Annotated in this window: 15 protein-coding genes, 1 tRNA gene and 2 pseudogenes; 13 read left to right on the forward strand and 5 right to left on the reverse strand. The window is 59.8% G+C overall.

Annotation, left to right across the window (positions count from 1 at the left end):
- Positions 1–27: 27 nt before the first annotated feature.
- A complete protein-coding gene (locus SYN65AY6A5_RS06575; protein WP_011431998.1) occupies positions 28–993 on the reverse strand; it encodes a LysR family transcriptional regulator in 966 nt (321 codons plus the stop codon).
- Positions 994–1,120: 127 nt separating this feature from the next.
- Between SYN65AY6A5_RS06575 and SYN65AY6A5_RS06580 the strand changes: the two genes are divergently transcribed.
- A complete protein-coding gene (locus SYN65AY6A5_RS06580) occupies positions 1,121–2,272 on the forward strand; it encodes a serine hydrolase domain-containing protein (RefSeq protein ID WP_099884105.1) in 1,152 nt (383 codons plus the stop codon).
- Positions 2,273–2,405: 133 nt separating this feature from the next.
- Here the strand turns inward: SYN65AY6A5_RS06580 and SYN65AY6A5_RS14775 are convergent.
- Positions 2,406–2,613: pseudogene (locus SYN65AY6A5_RS14775) on the reverse strand (hypothetical protein); the annotation flags it as partial.
- Positions 2,614–2,663: 50 nt separating this feature from the next.
- Between SYN65AY6A5_RS14775 and SYN65AY6A5_RS06590 the strand changes: the two are divergent.
- The 4 genes and pseudogenes from SYN65AY6A5_RS06590 to SYN65AY6A5_RS06605 all read left to right on the forward strand — a co-directional run bounded on the left by SYN65AY6A5_RS06590 (position 2,664) and on the right by SYN65AY6A5_RS06605 (position 4,779).
- On the forward strand, positions 2,664–3,242 hold the full coding sequence (locus SYN65AY6A5_RS06590) for an XdhC family protein (RefSeq protein ID WP_049749728.1): 579 nt from the start codon (positions 2,664–2,666) through the stop codon (positions 3,240–3,242).
- 70 nt (positions 3,243–3,312) lie between these two features.
- Positions 3,313–4,524 (forward strand): RNA-guided endonuclease TnpB family protein, encoded by a 1,212-nt coding sequence (locus SYN65AY6A5_RS06595; RefSeq protein WP_011429863.1) that lies wholly within the window; start codon positions 3,313–3,315, stop codon positions 4,522–4,524.
- Between the two features lie 15 nt (positions 4,525–4,539).
- Positions 4,540–4,692, forward strand: a pseudogene (locus SYN65AY6A5_RS14780) (hypothetical protein); the annotation flags it as partial.
- 13 nt (positions 4,693–4,705) lie between these two features.
- A tRNA-Met gene (locus SYN65AY6A5_RS06605) sits at positions 4,706–4,779 on the forward strand.
- Positions 4,780–4,837: 58 nt separating this feature from the next.
- Here the strand turns inward: SYN65AY6A5_RS06605 and SYN65AY6A5_RS14390 are convergent.
- On the reverse strand, positions 4,838–5,050 hold the full coding sequence (locus tag SYN65AY6A5_RS14390) for a hypothetical protein (protein ID WP_240527422.1): 213 nt from the start codon (positions 5,048–5,050) through the stop codon (positions 4,838–4,840).
- On the opposite strand from SYN65AY6A5_RS14390, the gene SYN65AY6A5_RS14395 reads away from it, so the two are divergent.
- A complete protein-coding gene (locus SYN65AY6A5_RS14395) occupies positions 4,988–5,122 on the forward strand; it encodes a BolA/IbaG family iron-sulfur metabolism protein (protein WP_240527421.1) in 135 nt (44 codons plus the stop codon). The genes SYN65AY6A5_RS14390 and SYN65AY6A5_RS14395 overlap by 63 nt on opposite strands.
- Positions 5,123–5,133: 11 nt before the next feature.
- Here the strand turns inward: SYN65AY6A5_RS14395 and SYN65AY6A5_RS06615 are convergent, their stop codons facing one another.
- Complete coding sequence (locus SYN65AY6A5_RS06615; protein WP_011429861.1) at positions 5,134–6,258, reverse strand: SpoIIE family protein phosphatase; 1,125 nt, start codon at positions 6,256–6,258, stop codon at positions 5,134–5,136.
- Positions 6,259–6,629: 371 nt separating this feature from the next.
- On the opposite strand from SYN65AY6A5_RS06615, the gene SYN65AY6A5_RS06620 reads away from it, so the two are divergent.
- The 7 genes from SYN65AY6A5_RS06620 (at position 6,630) to grpE (ending at position 16,241) form a co-directional block, all read left to right on the forward strand.
- On the forward strand, positions 6,630–8,426 hold the full coding sequence (locus SYN65AY6A5_RS06620; RefSeq protein ID WP_240531001.1) for a hypothetical protein: 1,797 nt from the start codon (positions 6,630–6,632) through the stop codon (positions 8,424–8,426).
- Positions 8,427–8,516: 90 nt separating this feature from the next.
- Complete coding sequence (locus tag SYN65AY6A5_RS06625; protein WP_011429859.1) at positions 8,517–9,557, forward strand: NADP(H)-dependent aldo-keto reductase; 1,041 nt, start codon at positions 8,517–8,519, stop codon at positions 9,555–9,557.
- Between the two features lie 150 nt (positions 9,558–9,707).
- Positions 9,708–11,267: an S-layer homology domain-containing protein gene (locus tag SYN65AY6A5_RS06630; RefSeq protein WP_168174242.1), complete on the forward strand. Its 1,560-nt coding sequence runs from the start codon at positions 9,708–9,710 to the stop codon at positions 11,265–11,267.
- A 130-nt stretch (positions 11,268–11,397) separates the two neighbouring features.
- Positions 11,398–12,342, forward strand: coding sequence for a hypothetical protein (locus tag SYN65AY6A5_RS06635; protein ID WP_041438197.1), 945 nt, complete (start codon positions 11,398–11,400; stop codon positions 12,340–12,342).
- A 63-nt stretch (positions 12,343–12,405) separates the two neighbouring features.
- Entirely contained in the window at positions 12,406–13,626 is a 1,221-nt protein-coding gene (locus SYN65AY6A5_RS06640) for a DUF445 family protein (RefSeq protein WP_011429856.1), read from the forward strand.
- A gap of 63 nt (positions 13,627–13,689) precedes the next feature.
- On the forward strand, positions 13,690–15,351 hold the full coding sequence (locus SYN65AY6A5_RS06645) for a bifunctional UDP-sugar hydrolase/5'-nucleotidase (protein WP_011429855.1): 1,662 nt from the start codon (positions 13,690–13,692) through the stop codon (positions 15,349–15,351).
- Positions 15,352–15,503: 152 nt separating this feature from the next.
- Positions 15,504–16,241, forward strand: a complete 738-nt coding sequence (gene grpE, locus SYN65AY6A5_RS06650) for a nucleotide exchange factor GrpE (protein ID WP_228375447.1) — start codon at positions 15,504–15,506, stop codon at positions 16,239–16,241.
- 13 nt (positions 16,242–16,254) lie between these two features.
- On the opposite strand, the gene SYN65AY6A5_RS14140 is transcribed toward grpE, so the two are convergent.
- The gene (locus SYN65AY6A5_RS14140; protein WP_240530486.1) at positions 16,255–16,656 is read right to left on the reverse strand and encodes a transposase; all 402 of its coding nucleotides are present in this window, start codon (positions 16,654–16,656) and stop codon (positions 16,255–16,257) included.
- Positions 16,657–16,799: the final 143 nt, after the last annotated feature.

Consider the following 16,799-nt stretch of genomic DNA (forward strand, 5'->3'; position numbering starts at 1 on the left):
ACTTACAGAAATTTCTACAAAAAATCCCTACAGAACTGACAACAGCCCGGCAGAGGGCTGAGGGAAATGGGGATCTGTACCGGAAGCAGGCTCAACCTCAGACTGCCTGATAAGCTGGGCGGCCAACTGCAAAAACCGGCGAATGGGAGGGATCCGATAGCGATCGCTGGTGGTAACCATAACCACCTGTCGCCTCAATAGGGGGGGCTCGGTGGGTCGCACCTGCAAATCCGGATCGGCGCAGCAGTCCACCAGGGCCGACTCCGGCAGGAGGGCAATCAACTGCCCCTGTCGCACCACCCCCCGAAAGGCATCCAAGGTGTTCAGTTCCAGGGCTGCTTTCAGGGGAAGCCCCTGTCGGGCCAGATGGGATCCCACCAAGGAGCGCATGGCATAGCCATCCTTGAACACAGCCTGGGGATACTCCGCCAGCACCTTCCAGGGGATCCGCTCGTAGCGGCTGAGGGGATGGGTGGCGGGCATCAATACTTGAATTGGCTCCGAGTACAGTGGCTCCACCACCAGTTCTGCCCCCCGGGTCATCAGGGGATTCTCCATTACCAGGGCCACGTCCACCAGCCCATCCCTGAGCACCTTCAAGGCGCGGTCGCTGCCCAGAGCGGTAACCCGCAACTGCACCTCTGGGTACTCCCGGCAAAACTGTTGCAGCACCGGCGGCAGTTGATGGGCGATCAGGGAATGGATCCCGGCAATGCAGAGCTCGGTTTGCTGGCCCTGCAGCCATTCTCGAATGCTTTCCTGAGCCCGCTGCCATTCTTGACAGATGCGACGGGCATGGGGCAAAAGCCGTTCCCCGGCCACAGTTAGGGCCACCGGGCTTTTGCGATGCAACAGCGGAGCCCCCACCGCTTCTTCCAGGGCCTGGATCTGGCGGCTAATAGCCGATTGGGTCAGACCGCTGAGGCGAGCAGCGGCCAAAAAGCTGCCCGTTTCCACCACGTTCAAAAAGGCTTGCAACAACTCCAGCCGCACTCGGGATCCCTTGATGATGTAGCCTGCCGTGGTGGCATCCTAGCTGGGGAAGCGGTAGGCTTTTGTAAACACCGTTACAAGTTGTTTGTTGGACTGGGGATCCTCAAGCCGGGAGGAGAGGAGGCAGATGGGCTGGGATCCGACCTTGCTGGAGGGGCTGCTCAACTCCGCCATTCCCCACCTTTTCCCCGCTGCCCAGGTGGTCATCCGCCACAAGGGAAGGTGTATCTACTCAAGGGCGGCAGGCCATCTCGACCCTGAGACCCGGCGCCAACCGACAACCTCGGCCACCCGTTTTGACCTGGCCTCGCTGACCAAGCTGTACACCGCCACCGCCTGCATGGCCCTGGTGGAAGCCGGAGCGTTGCTGCTGGATCAACCGGTGAGTCTCCTGTTGCCGGAGTTTCAGGGATCCCGCCCCATTGCCCCCTATGAAGATCCTCTGCAGCCGGGGAAATGGATTGCTGTGGAACCGGAATCCTTAGGCCAGCTTGTTGCAACAGAACAGGTGACGGTGCGGCAGTTGCTGGCCCACACCGCCGGTTTGCCCGCCTGGCGGCCCCTGTTTCGACAGCCCGATGCCGAATCGGCCCGGCACATGGCCCTGCACACCTTTTTGGCCTACAGGCCGGGATCCCGCAGAGTCTACAGCGATCTTGGATTGATCCTGCTGGGGCTGGCTTTGGAACGTCTGAGCGGAACCCCTCTGGATCAGATCTTGCATGCCCGGATCTTGCAGCCTCTGGGCCTGAGCCAAACTCAGTTTTATCCAGGGGATCCTTTCGACCCACCCCCTGTCTCTGTCTCTTGTGCCCCCACCGAGCTGTGTCCTTGGCGAAAGCGCCGCCTACAGGGGCAGGTTCACGACGAAAATGCCGCCCGCCTGGGCGGGATCGCCGGCCATGCCGGACTATTCGCCACGGCAGAGGAAGTAGCCGCTTTCGGAGAGAGTTTTTTGACGGGATCCCTGTTGCAGCCGCAGACGGTGAGGGAAATGACCCGCGAGCAGTTGCCTCAGCAAGGGGATGCCCACCGCTGTCACGAGCGCCGGGGTTTGGGGTTTGCCTTGCGCTCCCCGGATCCCTTGGCCAGCAGCTACCCGTTCAGCCCCAGCGCCTTCGGCCACACCGGCTTCACCGGACCCTCCCTGTGGATCGATCCAGAGCGGGAGCTGGTGGTGACGCTGCTCACCAACGCCGTCTACCACGGTCGGCAGGAGAACGGATTCCAGGCTTTCCGGGTTGCCTTCCATCAGGCCATCCTAGAGGGGCTTTCTTGATCATTGAGTCCCTGACCGTTCCCGCTAGGGTGCCGTAGGCATAACCGAGGCTGAGGTGGACGAGACCTTTTACCGACAGTTGGCAGACATGCTGATACATTTACGCTGAACACTGCTGAACATCACTGTTCAACTATGCAGCGATAGCATTCTGTTTGTTTCCATTCGCGTTAGCGGGACGGAGTCCAAACAGAATGGCGGTATCCCGCAAAGCTTTGAGTAGAATACCCAAAGCGCAGTTTCCGTGTCGTCTTACTACCAATTTTCTGCTTTGCTTTGGCTACCATGTTGGCAGACTCGAAAGTAAACAGAAAGATCAACTGGTAGTAATCCGTACTGAACATATTATACATTATTTTCAGTATAGTTGAGCTTATTATTGACTAGAGTCATGCTCTCCCGCGGGCCGCTGGTGGTAGCCACCGTGATCCGCACCCAGGGATCTGTGCCTCGCCAGGCGGGGGCGAAACTGGCTGTGGGATCCGATGGCACCCTGTTGGGCACTGTTGGCGGTGGGGCTGCCGAAGCGGAAGTCATTGCCCGAGCGCAAACCCTTTTGCAGACCGCTGTTCCCGTTGGCGATGGCGATGGGGAGTCCTCGCCGGCTGGGATGCCGGTTTCCCTCGATCTCAACAGCCCTCCCTTGGGCGTTTGCGGGGGACGGATGCACATTTGGCTACAGCGATGGCAGGGATCCCTTGCCCAAACGTTGGTGGCCCAGATCCTCCAGGCTCTGACCCAAGGGCAAAGGGCTTGGCTGATCACTCCCCTCCATCCTCAGGGGTTCCCCTACCTCAGCCTTAGCGACAGCGGTGCGGAGCACTTTGCCCCCCTGCCATCCCGCCCACAGCTCCTCGCGGGATCCTGGGTCGAGCCCCTCCTCCCTTCCCCCACCCTGCTGATCGTCGGAGCGGGCCACTGCGGCCTGTCCCTGGCCCAGGAAGGGATCCCGGAGACCGCCTTCAGCTAGAAATCGCAGGAGCCCCGCACTGTACCCGTAGGGTCAGTGTCGGGAGGAATGCGGAAGTTATGATAGAACCATGACCCAAGTCCTGACCGTCTCCTGCAAGCTCAAGGTGTCCCAGTCGCAAGCCGCAAAGTTGGATGCGACAATGGATGCCTTTGTGCAGGCGTTGAACTGGGTCAACCAAAACACACCAGAAAAAGTAGTCAACGCAGTCAAACTCCAGTCCCTTTGCTATTACCAGATTCGCGCTCGGTTTGGCTTGTCCAGTAACTTGGCTCAGCAAGTCTGCAGACGGCTGGCCGGTGCCCGTAAAGTTGCCCAACAGAAAAACCGCCCCGTCAAAGCGTTCAAGAGAGGCTTTGCGACCTACGATGCCCGTATCTTTTCGTTGCGCGAGAAAGACTGGACGGTGTCGCTGACCACGGTGGAGGGTCGGGAGCGCTTTGAGCTGGCGATTGGCCGCTACCAGAGAGAACAGTTGGCAGGCTCCAATCCCAAATCTGCCACTCTGGTCAAGCGCAAAGACGGTTCCTACTCCATTCAAATCTGTGTGGAAGCGGAGCCATCCCCACCGCAACGCACGGATAGAGTGCTGGGGGTGGATTTGGGCAGGACGGATATTGCTCATACATCGGAAGGAGATAACTGGAATGGACAGCAGTTGAACAAAGTCCGAGACCATCACTCGCGGTTGAGGGCGGTACTTCAACGCAAAGCCAGTAAGGGCACCCGCAGTTCGCGGCGCAGATGCAGAGAACTGTTGCAACGGCTGTCTGGCAAGGAGAGGCGCTTTCAGGCGTGGGTCAATCATCGCATCTCCAAAGCTATTGTCTCTAGGGCAAAGGCGACAAACAGCGCTATTGCTCTGGAAGACCTGACAGGGATCCGGAAAAGAGTCAATCAACAGCCACGCAGCAAGACAGAGCGTAGGCGGGCAAATAGTTGGGCGTTTTATCAACTCCGTCAATTTTTGGAGTACAAGGCTCTGCGTGCGGGGGTTGCTCTGATTCTTGTTCCGCCTGCCTACACGTCGCAGACCTGCCACCGGTGTTTGCACATTCATCCCGACCCTGCGCAATCCTACCGCAGTGGAAAGAAGTTTAAGTGTGGACACTGTGGATGGGAAGGGGATGCGGATTTGAATGGTGCGAATGTGATTGCGCTTTTGGGGGCTGTCGTAAACCAGCCTAGAGGTTCGGGCCTGTTTTGTTCTCTGGTAGAGCAGAGCAGGCTCAGGGCTACTGAAAGCCCGCTCCGTACCGCTTTAGCGGTCGGAGTCGGGTAGTTTACTCGGCTCTTTGCCCCCATCGGTCTGGAGATCCACGCCGAAACCCCCGCCGAGATTGCCATCAGCATCACCGCCCAGCTCATCCAGGTGCGACGGGGATCCCCGAAGAGAATGCCCGGCGAAACTCAAGGTGTAGGCTTGCCGGTTAGCCGGAGGACAAGCTAGGCTAGAAAAGCGCCGCGGGGTAGAGCAGCCTGGTAGCTCGTCGGGCTCATAACCCGAAGGTCACTGGTTCAAATCCAGTCCCCGCTATAGGAACTCAACATCTGCAGGCATTGGGAGAGCTTCTCTAAGTTGTCTTGAGCCGAAGCTAGGAAGACGGTGCATGGATCCGCGGGAAATCGAGGCGTTGATACAGGCTGCCCTGCCCGGAGCCAAGGTGCAGGTAGAAGATACAGTTGGCGATGGCAACCATTTTCAGGCTGTCGTCGTAGCTGAGCAATTCCAAGGCCTCCCCCTCATCAAACAGCACCGGCTGGTGAACGAGGCCTTGAAGCCCTACCTTCAGGATGGCCGTCTCCACGCCCTAGCCCTCCGTACCTTTACCCCTAGCCAGTGGGAGGAGCTTCGGAGAGCAGCCCCCGGCTCAGCTTGAGCGGGCTTGCACTAGCCAAAGCTAATACGGAGCAGAGAAAAATCATCCTCAAGATCGGCCTTGCCGCGGAAAGACTGAATGTGCTGCAGAACGTGATCGAGGCCAACGCAGGCATGCTTGCTTAGGAAGGACTTCCAGTTCTCTATCCCCCAGATCCCTTCCGAGCTGGACACTTCGTAAACCCCGTCGCTGAACACGTAGAGACAACTGTTGGCCGGGATCCGGACTTCGTCCCTAGCAAAGTCCTGATCGGGCAAAATGCCAATCGGCAAATTGGGGGTCTTCAGCTCTAGGGGGATGGGGTCTGATTGCGCAACCAACAGAGCGGGGGGGTGGCCAGCGCTGGCAAAAGAAAGCAAGCGAGATCCCGGCTGATAGACCCCATACCAAAGGGTGAAGTACATTTCATGGTGGGATCCCATTGGGAAGGATTGGTTGAGGGCGCGCAACACCGCATCCGGCTGCCGCAGGTCTGTATCGGGCAGGCTCTGGGAACGCAACTGGTTCATCACCGACACCGACAACAACGCGGATCCCACCCCGTGCCCTGACACATCTAGCAGGTAGATGGCCAGGTGATCCTCGTCTAGCCAGTGGTAGTTAAACGAATCCCCCCCCAGCTCCTGGGAGGGCAAAAAGCACCACTCAATCGCTATTTGGTGAGGTGGGAAGTCGGCCGGCTTGGGCAAAAGCGAACGCACATAGCTGGCTGCTTCGGCCAACTCCGCCCGCAGTCGGGCCGTTTGCTGCTGCAGGTCATAGCTGAGCTGGTGCAAGCGCAGCCCAGCCCGCACCCGCGCCCGCAATTCATTGGGATCGATGGGCTTGCTGAGGAACTCATCTGCCCCGGCATCCAGGCCCTGGATGCGGTCTTCGACTTCGGTGCGAGCGGTAAGCAAAATAAAGAAGGTGGTGGAAAACTTGGGATCCGCCTTGATGCGCCGGCAGACCTCCAGCCCATCCATATCCGGCATCATCCAGTCACAGATAATCAGCCCCGGGGTTAGGAGATGAGCTTTCTCCAGCCCTTCCAAGCCACCGCTGGCCATCTCGACGGTGTAGCCCTGCCGCTCCAGGGATCGCTTCAACACCAGCCGAATCGTGGGATCGTCGTCCACAATCAAAATGGCCGTCATGACCACTGCACCTCAATCCCGAATCAACCCGAATTAAAACGCAACTCTAGCCCGTACTGGTAGGCAGACCGTTTATCCTAGCCCAGGAGTTGCGGCAGAAAAACCGGCTTGGAGGGCGGTTAGCGGAAAAGCCTCAGCAACCTCATCCCCCAGAGCTAAAGTTGCGTATCCCTTAGTGGATCCCTAAAACCGTGGTTGCACGCTACCCAAAAGCTGACCGTTTCAAGATACTGGTGGGAATAGATAACAGCGGGGGGGTTTTTGGGCAGATTCTGCTTTAGAGACTTCCATTGGACAAAGAGATACGGATCACATCTTATCCATCCTTTGCCGGTCTAGAGTGAACTTTGAGGTTAAACGGCCTTGGCTGCATGAGCGCGTCTCCTCTACCGTTATCTCCTCCGTCCGTTCGGGATTCGCAGGCGGCTTCAGCCGCGGCACCCCGCCAAGCTCCCAGGGGAGAAATCCGGCTGGAGGATCTGGACGAGAAGCAATTGCTGGCCGGCCTGTCGTCGGTGGTGCTCAACCCGGCAGCTTGGAGTTGCTTTAGCATCAGTGAAACCAGCCGCTTGCTGCGCCCCCTGCAAATTTGCCCCGACTTGACCGGAACTCCCGTTCTCTCCCCAGGCGCCACTGCTGAAGTTGTCTATAAGTTCCTGCTGAGCGACGGTCGGATTGGAACCATGAAGGGGCTGATCTCGATCGAAGACTTTCGCAGCAAGCGGCTGCATTCTATTTACGAGGAACTGCGTATTGAAAAAATCATACCGGTTTTTAACGAAGCGGTTGTCGAGCAGATCATCGATCAGTTGAAGCCGATTTTTGCCCGCGACCTGGACGAGCTGCTTTGGCAAGAAAGTTTTTACTTCACCCCTCAAGATCTACGCCAGCCGGAGTTCTTGTTGCGCGGCCTGCGGCCCGAGGCGATCCCACGCCGCTTTCGGCCGCACCTGCAAAGGGTGTACTCCCACATCATAGGGGTGTGTCGCAGCTTGCCCAACATCGCTTTCCAACTGTGTCTGCGGGCCTACCTGGAGTACAACGAGGTCAAAAACAAGCATCTGTTGGCAATTCTGCTCAGCAAGTATTTTTACACGCTCTATCGCATCGGTGGACTGGACGGTTGGAAAAGTCGGGATCCGGTGGAAGTGGGATCCCTCTACTCTTCCAATCGACGGGCTCGGCTGCAGGCTCTTTCTCACCTGCTGACGCTGGACAACGACAGCGACGAACCGCTGGCAAGCCTTGGGGATCCAGGGCCGCGCGGCAGCTATTTCAGTGGAGAGGGGGAGCCTGCTGCTGGCGAGGTGCCGAGCGCAGAAGAGATCGAAAAGCTGCGGCAAGATGTGGAGGCAGCGCGCAGCCAGGCCGCCGAGGCCCAGCAGCTGGTAGCCCAATATCAAGAAGAGAAAAAACAAGAGCTGCTCAACCGCCTGCAGGATCCCAATAAGTTTCTCCTTTTCAGCCTCCATCAATTTTTCGACACTCTCCTCACATCCCTGCCGGTGGAGGTGAAAAGCGAGTACGGAGCCGTCTGGGTGCCCCGCACTTCCCACTTGGACGAAAAAGAGCGGGACAAGCTGACCGAACATTTGCACCAGATTACCAGCGAGGCCTATTTGCTGAGCATCCCCTTTGCCGAGGCGACGATCATTGGCTATTGGCGGGTTTTGGCCGATTCGTTCTACAACCAATGGGTTTTGAATCAGTACAAGCAGTTGCAAAGCTACGGAGTGGATCTAGAGCAGCAGGGCATCCAAATCCTGGAGCGCGAACGATTTTTAGATGAAGTGCAACTGCGCTTTGCTGGCCGCCACCGCGAGATCGTGACTCAAAATGTGGAGAAGATCAGCCAAATTGTGGTAGACAGCCTGGCCAAGCGGGTGGCCCTCAACACCAGCCAACAGAGCTTTCAAGCCATGCGAGCCAAATTGGCCACCGTTTTGGATATGGAGATCTCCCGCAAGGACATGGCGCAGGTACGGCGGCTGATCGACTACTTCACGGATGTGTTTTTGGGCAAGCGGGAGGAGCTGCGCTCGCCCTATCCGGTGGGCACCATCTTGCAAGTAAGGGCAGCCATCGAGCTGCGTCCCCCCGACAGTCGCACCCGCATTGGCCTGGAAATCCTAAACCAGATCTACCGCGAGTACATGCCTGTGCTGTAGCAAGAGTAGGGGCAGGGATCCCAGGGGCTGGCAAGTTTTGGGCACAATGGGGACTGGTGTGCTGTTTAGGGTTGGAGACGGCAAGTTCCCATGCGCTACCGCCAGCTTGGCCACAGTCCTCTGCAGGTTTCGGAGATCTGCCTCGGCACCATGACGTTTGGTGAGCAGAATACCCAGACTGAGGCTTGGGAACAGCTCGATTACGCAGTAGAACACGGGATCAACTTCATCGATACGGCGGAGATGTACCCGGTGCCGGCGCGGGCGGAAACCCAGGGAGCCACAGAACGCTACATCGGCGAGTGGCTGCAGCACCAGCCGCGGGAGCGCCTTGTCATCGCCACCAAGATCACCGGCCCGGGGCGGCCCTGGCACTGGATCCGCGGCGGGTCTCTCTCGATTAGCCGCAACAACCTCAAACAGGCGGTGGCCGGCAGCCTCAAGCGCCTGAAAACCGACTACATCGACCTCTACCAAATCCACTGGCCGGATCGCTATGTGCCCCTGTTTGGGGGTGTGGCCTACGATCCCTCTCAAGAGCGGCCCACGGTTCCCATTGCCGAGCAACTGCAGGGTCTGGCGGAACTGGTGCAGGAGGGCCTGGTGCGCTACATCGGCCTGAGCAACGAAACCCCTTGGGGAGTCTGCGAGTTCTGCCACGTGGCCGAGCAGTTGGGCTTGCCCAGGGTAGTCTCGATTCAAAACGCCTATAGCCTCCTCAACCGCACCTTTGAGATGGGGCTGGCGGAGGTCTGTCGCCACGAACAGGTAGGGCTGCTGGCCTACAGCCCCCTGGCCTTTGGGCTGCTGACGGGCAAATACCTGGGGGGCGCCAAGCCGCCGGGATCCCGTTTGGCCCTGTTCGAGGGCTTTGGCCAGCGCTACCGCAAGCCCAATGTGGAAGAGGCCGTGGCTGCCTACGTGCGCATTGCCCGCCAGCACGGCCTGACCCCTGCCCAGTTGGCTTTGGCCTTTGTGCGCAGCCGTTGGTTTGTCACCAGCACCATCATCGGGGCCACCAACCTGGCCCAGCTCAAGGAAAACCTCAGTTGCCTCGAGGTGGAGCTGTCGCCTGCGATCCTGGCAGAAATTGAGGCGGTGCACCAGCGCTACCCCAATCCCGCCCCGTGAAACTTCGGAAACCGATAGAACTTTTCAGGAGATTTTTTCGTCTAGGGTTACGGAGTGGGTAACTCCATCCGGCTCTTCTTCGATTGTTGATTGTTTGGGCCGATGTCTTTTCTTAGAGCCTTTCTAGCAGGTAGCGAGGAGTTGTAGGGGATGCGTGAGTTTTCTCTTTGGCAAAGTTGGAAGGCGGCAGCCGTGATAGCGAGCTGGGGCAGTTTGTTGCTGGTTGCGGATCCCGTTTGGGCGCAACTTTCCGATATCAGCACCTACTGGGGCGCCCAGTACATCGCCGGGCTCAATGAGCGGCAGATCATCGGCGGCTTCCCAGACGGCACCTTTCGCCCCAACGAGTCGATTACGCGGGCCCAGTTTGCCGTTATCGTCACCAAAGCTTTTGGGCTAGATACCAACGTCCCTGTGCGCCCCTTTGCCGATCCCATTCCCAGTTGGGCAGCTCCCTCCATCGGCGCGGCGGCAGCAGCGGGGTTGGTTTCCGGCTTTCCCGACGGCACCTTCCGTCCCAACGATGTCCTCACCCGCGCCCAGGCCATCACCGTTCTGACCCGCGCCGCCACCAACGGCAGGCTCCTCGAGGATCCCGGTCAAATTGAAGCCATTCTGTCCGGCTTTACCGATGCCAATTTGGTTCCCAATTTTGCCCGCGCCCCCATCGCGACAGCAGTTCAAGAAGGTCTGTTGGTGCTCTACCCTGATCCCACCCGACTGAATGCCCAGGCGGTGGCCACGCGGGGGGAAGTGGCGGCTCTCACCTACCAAGCGCTGGCCAAGGTGGGCCGGGTGCCCAGCCTAGACCCGCCTGTGGGAGCTGCCATCCCCGGGCCAGGGATCCGCACCGAGCTTCTGGCTCAGGTCCCCCCCACGCCTGAGCCCCTGGCCACGCCGGATATCCCCGTGGAGCCGCTGGTGGAAACGCTGCCCGCCGCCCCAGAGGTGAGAACTTTCTTTGCCCGCGAGGAGCTGGGATCCGTCAAGCCGGGAGATACCTTGACGGTGTATTTGCTGGGATCGCCAGGGGCGCAGGCGTCTTTCTCCATTCCCGGCATTGCCTACAACCTGCCCCTGCAGGAAACCCGCCCCGGCCAATACGAGGGCAGCTACACCTTCCGCAGCCAAGACCGGGCCTCGGAAGCGCCAGTATTTGCCCGTCTGGAGCGGAATGGGCTGGTGACCCTGGTGCGATTGCCGGACAAAACCATCAGCATCGGTCGGGTGACCGACACCACCTTCCCCACCATCAGCGACCTGGCGCCGCCCAACGGAGCGGTGACCGACAACCCGCGCCCATCCATCTCCGCTCGCTTTCAAGATGACCAGGGAATCGACCTCAATAGCTTTACCCTGCTGGTGAACAACGTGGACGTTACCGCCCAAGCTCAGCTCAGCCGCACCGGCTTCGCCTACACCCCAGCCGAGCCGCTGCCCACCGATCGACCGACCTTGATTGCCGTCCAAATTGCCGATACCAGCGGCAACACCGCCATCCAGCAGTGGTCTTTCCAGGTGCAGGCCGCCCAGCCCACACCCACTCCAACGCCCACCCCTACTCCAACACCCACACCCACTCCAACACCCACGCCGACTCCCACACCCACGCCCACACCGGAAGCGACTCCGACCGCAACAGCAACGCCTACCCCCACCCCAGAGCCTGTAGTGGAGCCTTTGCCTTCTCCCTCTCCCAGCCCTTCTTAGGCAAGAGGGATCCCATGAACAGGCTTTAGTGGTGTTTTAAAGGCCAATGGGTTGCCCCTAGATACTACATCTAGTGGGCACGAGCTGGTCAGGATGCTAAGCTACTGCCAGTTGTGACTGGACGGGATCCATGAGCTCAGCGTTGCAGCCGTTTTTGCCGTCGTGGCAAAGGGTTGGCTTTGGGTGGCTGGTGAGTGGGGTGTTGTGGGCTGCGGCGGTCGCTCCCATCACTGCCCAGCAGTTCGAGTTCACGCCCCAAGCCCCTCAGCCAAATCCCGTCCCTACCCTGCCTCTGCTCAGCAACCCGCCCGGCTCCACGGCTCCGCAAGCCCTGCCGCCTGTGCCTCAGGTGCCGCAAATGCCCCTCACGGGGGATCCCCTCCCCCCACCGGGGGATCCGAGCCCGGCCCCAATTCCGGTGGTGCCCGTTCAAGCGGCCCCAGGTGGACCAGCTCCGCCAGGCGAAGCCTACTCCTATCAACGGCGGCCCGACCTCAGCCCAGGGGGGAACCTGGCTGGGGCCGCGCGGGGCGAGCTGCCTGCCGGCACCCGTATTCCTCTTACGGTCTACCGACCCATCACCTTCCAGCCCTACCAGGCCATCAGCGCCAACCTGGAAGTCTCCGAGCCAGTGCTGGATCGCTTTGGCCAGGTGGTGATCCCGCCAGGGAGTGTGGTGTGGGGCACCTTTGAGCCGGTTTACAGGCCCAGGGATCCCCTCAGTCGTGGCGAAGACAATGCCGACCTGCGGAAACAGATCCTCGGCAACCGCTTTGTGGCCAACCGCCTCACCATCGGCCCTTCTACCTATCTCATTAGAGGCCAGTCTGCACTGCTCCCGGTTGGGTTGGATCGCAACGCCGATGTGGGCACCACCGTCGCCCGTGGGGCGGGCTATGGGGCGGCGGGCGGGTTGGCCTTGGGGGTGCTCACAGGGGGATGGGGCTTTTTGCCCATCCTGGCCGGCGGCCTGGCGGGTGCTGCTGCAGGTAGTACCAACATCGACCGGGTGGTGACGCTGCAGCCCAACGCCCTGGTGGAACTGGAACTGAGCGAGAGCCTGATCATCCAATAGCCTTGACAAGAAGCGAGCAGGAGCGGGTCGGTAGAGTAGAGAAGATCCCCCCAAGTTTGCTCCATGGCCCTTTGGATCTACGTCGTGCCCCCCCTGGCCGGGCTGGTGATCGGCTATTTCACCAACGACATCGCCATCAAGATGCTCTTCCGGCCCTACCGGGCCTATCGGATTTTCGGCTGGCGCATCCCCTTCACGCCCGGCCTGATCCCGCAGAACCAGCCCCGCCTGGCCAAGCAGATTGCCAAGACCATCATGGGATCCCTGCTCACGCCAGAGGAGCTGCACAATCTGGCCCGCAAGCTGCTGCGAACTGAGCGCATGCAGGCAGGGATCCGCTGGCTGCTGGGGGTGGCGCTGGATCGGCTGCAAAACCCCGAGCAACAGCAGCAAACCGCTCAGGTGCTGGCGCGCATCTTGGCCGATCTGTTCAACGAGTCGTTGCCCCGCCTGGTGAAGGTGCTCGCCCGCCAGGAGACTTTTTTGGAGGGGCCGATTAACCAACTGTTCGACCAGGTGCTGCTAGAGCTGCGCCTCAACGCCGAGCAAGCCCGGCAGCTTTCGGAGTGGATCCTGAAGCAGGCGCTGCCCCCCAAGGTGTTGCGGCAGAACCTGGTGGATTTTCTCACCGATCGCAACATCGAAGCTTTGGATGAAGAATTTCGCGAGCGGGCCACCGGCTCCTACTGGCTGGTGGCCAACTTGTTTGGCCTCAAAAACGCCCTGCTGCGCCTGCGCACCTATTGCCTGGAGGAGCCGGAAGGGGCAGAGGCCATCTTGGAAGATCTGCTCAAAGACATCAACGCCCCCCGCCGCCTGACCGAGATCCTGCAGAACCTCTCCCTGCAAAACCTGCCGGTTTCCGCCGTACGTCAGTTGCGCCGTGCCCTGCGCGATGGGATCCAAGATTACCTGCGCAGCCAAGGGCCAGAGGTTATCAAGGGGCTGGGGGAGAGCATCGATTGGGAAAAAGTGGCCAGCCTGGTGTTGGGTCGCCTGCGCAACTCCAAGGCGCTGATCGCCTCCATCGATCAGATCAGCGCCGACCTGGCTTTGATCCTGGAGCGCTACCTAGAGCGGGATCTGGAATCGCTGATGATGCAGGTGATCCCCGTGTTGAACTTAGATCAGGTGATTGCCGACAAAGTCAACGCCACCTCCCCTGCTGAGCTGGAGCAGGCCATTCAGCAAATTGTGCGCCAGGAACTGCAGGCCATCGTCAACTTGGGGGGGCTGTTGGGTTTTTTGGTGGGCTGCGTGCAGGTGCTGTTTTTGCTGAGGTGACGGCCCCCTTCCCCAGAAAACGGGAGCTTGGATTGCGGCTTTTGCTTCAGTTATGATATTGGAATGCGGTTAACAATTCTCCACACTTCCGATCTCCACGCCAACCTGCATCCCTGGAACTACTTTGCCGGGATCCCTGCAGAACATGGCTTGGCCAAGCTGGCCACCCTGATCAAGCGTGTGCGAGCAGCCAGCGAGGATCCAGTGTTGCTCATCGACAGCGGCGACACGATCCAGGGATCCCCCTTGGGCACCTACTATGCCCAGGTGGAGCGGGTCTCCCCCCATCCCATGGCCCACGCCCTCAACGCCCTCGGCTACGACGCCTTTACCCCCGGCAACCACGACTTTAACTTTGGGCTGCAGGTGCTGCAGGATTTCACCGCCGATCTCCGCTGTCCCACCCTGTGCGCCAATATTCTCCGCCACAACGGGGATCCGCTGTTTCGCCCTTACCTCATCCGAGAAGAGGCCGGGATCCGCGTCGGCCTGCTGGGGCTGACCACCCCCCGCATCGACACCTGGGAGCGGCCCGACTACATTGCGGGGCTGCGCTTTGCCCCCCTGCTGGAAACTGCCCAGCACTACCTGTCGCTGCTACGGCCCCAGGTGGACGTGTTGGTGCTGATCCTGCACAGCGGTTCCAGCCAACTGCCTCCCCTGCGCAGCCCTGAGGGCTGGCGCAGCCCGGATCGCCGCGGCTGGGCCAGCAACAAAAGCTTGGTGGGGGAAAACGAGCTGCTGGCCCTGGCCGAGCTCGAGGGCATCGACGTCATCCTCTCCGGCCACACCCATCAGACCATTGCCGGCCTGGGGGGGGCCAAGGCCCTGGTGGTGCAGCCCGGCTACTGGGGCAGCCACCTTTCCCACGTGTCTTTGGAGCTGGAGCGCCACGGCGGACGCTGGCAAGTTGTCGGGAAAACTGCCCAGTTGCTGGCTGCGGAAGGGATCCCTGCCGATCCCGAACTCCTGGCCCTGACAGAGCCCTACCACCAGGCCACCTTGCGCTACATCCGCCAGCCCATTGGGCAGGCCCGTTGTGCCTATCGCGGCGGGCTGGCAGCCCGTTTTGGGGCCAACCCCCTAGCAGAGCTGCTCCATCAGGCCCAACTGCAGGCGGTACGGGAGGCCGGCCTTTCGGCGGAGCTCTCCCTGGTCAACATCTGCAGCAGTGCCGGCCTGGCAGCGGGCCCCATCTTTCTGCAAGACGCCTACAGCCTCACCGTTTACGACAACACCCTCTGCGTCTTGGAGATCACCGGCGACATCTTGCGACGCGCCCTCGAGCAAACCGCTGGCTATTTTCGCCAGTTGGATCCCGAGCATCTCCCGGCAGATCCCGCCTCTGTCGTCGCCCCCGAAGCCCGCGGCTACACCTTCGACCTCTACCACGGCATCGACTACTGCTTCGATCTCACCCGCCCTGTAGGCGAGCGCTTGGTGACCCTACAATTTCGCGGCCAGCCGGTGCAGCCGGATCAGACCTTTCGCCTGGCCATCAACCACTACCGCGCCGGCGGTGGGGGGGGCTACAGTATGTTCCAAGAAGCCCAAACCCTCTGGATCTCCGCCGACAGCATCCGCGACTTTCTCGCCCGCCACATTCACACCCATTCCCCCATCCAGCCCATCTACCGCCACAACTGGCACCTCATTCCCAACTTGGCCGAGATCTACTTTCCCCAGAGCTTGGGCCAGCTCCAGGACAGCCTGCTGGTAGGCTAGAACAACTAGGGATCTCAACTGGCTGGCAGAGGAGTCGGTAGAATACGATCAGCACAGAGCCCAGTTTGGCTGATTGCGACGCTGGTTTTGAGACTGCCAAACTGTCGGCACCCGACGTTACTGCTCCTTAATCACGCTTGTCGACATAACCCATGACTGCTGAAGAAAAGCAACCGATGCCCACAGAAGATGCCTATCCTGAACTCCAGGAAGAGGAAATCGACGTAGAAGCAGAGCTGGAGAAGCTGATTTTGGAAGACCGTGAAGCGGAAGCCAGCACCTCCTCTGGCGAAGCCAGCGCTGAGGCTTCTCAGGATCTCAGCGAAACCTTAAAGCAGCTCCAGCAGGAGTTGGAAATAACGCGCCAGCAACTGAAAGAGAAGGAAGAGTCCTACATCCGCCTCTATGCCGATTTTGAGAACTACCGACGGCGTACCCAGCGGGAAAAAGAGGAGTTCAGCCAAAAAGAACGGCAGAAATTTGTGCTGGAGATCCTGCCTGTGGTGGATAGCTTTGAGCGGGCGCAGCAGCAGTTAAAGCTGGAGACCGACCGCGAGCGGGAGGTGCACAACAGCTACCAAAGCGTCTATCGCTTGCTGGTGGAATGCTTGAAAAAGATGGGCGTATCCCGCATGAAATCGGTAGGCCAGCCCTTCGATCCTAACCTGCACGAGGCCATAGCCCGCCAGCCCAGCAGCGAGTACCCCGAAGATGTGGTGGCCGTCGAATATCAACCGGGCTACAAGCTGGGGGACTTGGTGATTCGCCACGCCATGGTGGCTGTCTCGTCGGGCAGCCCAACCTCTGAACCGTCTCCCTCAGACCCAGCCACCCCCAAACCCGAGCCGGAAAGCACGCCTGCCTCTCCCCAAAACCCCCAACATTCGTGACGTACTCCCGCACTCATGCTGACGCATAGAGTGCGGGCTTCCCAGTGACTCCTGCCCAATAGCAGGACATTTCCTGAGCTTGAAGAACGGGACGCCCCACCGCTCTAGATTTGATGACCCTCGCCGAGCTGTGATCCCTGCCAATCCTCAACCCACAGTGCGGACAATCGTGCCACCGCTCATGCAGCTTTTTGGGCACATCTCGACCACACCCCGAGCACCCTTGACTGCTGCCGCGGGGATCCCCTGCAATCGTCAACAGCCCAGCTCTTTCAGCCTTGGCTGCCAAAATTTGCAGGAACTCACCCCACCCAGCATCATCAACAGATTTGGCTAGTCTGCTTCTAGCCAGACCCCTAATAGTAAGCGCCTCATGAGCAATGTGCTTCCCCTTACTTAACAACTTCTTTGCCATCTTGTAGTGAAAATCTTTGCGCTGGTTGGCTACTTTGTAAAACCGTCGGGCAAAGGGCGGTGTTGGACCAGCTTGACCGGCCCAACCTTGGGCAGATGGATAAACTGCCCTCGAATGCAGTCCTGCTTCATCTGAGGGAAGGT

The sequence above is a fragment of the Synechococcus sp. 65AY6A5 genome, from assembly GCF_002760415.1.
Taxonomy (GTDB): domain Bacteria; phylum Cyanobacteriota; class Cyanobacteriia; order Thermostichales; family Thermostichaceae; genus Thermostichus.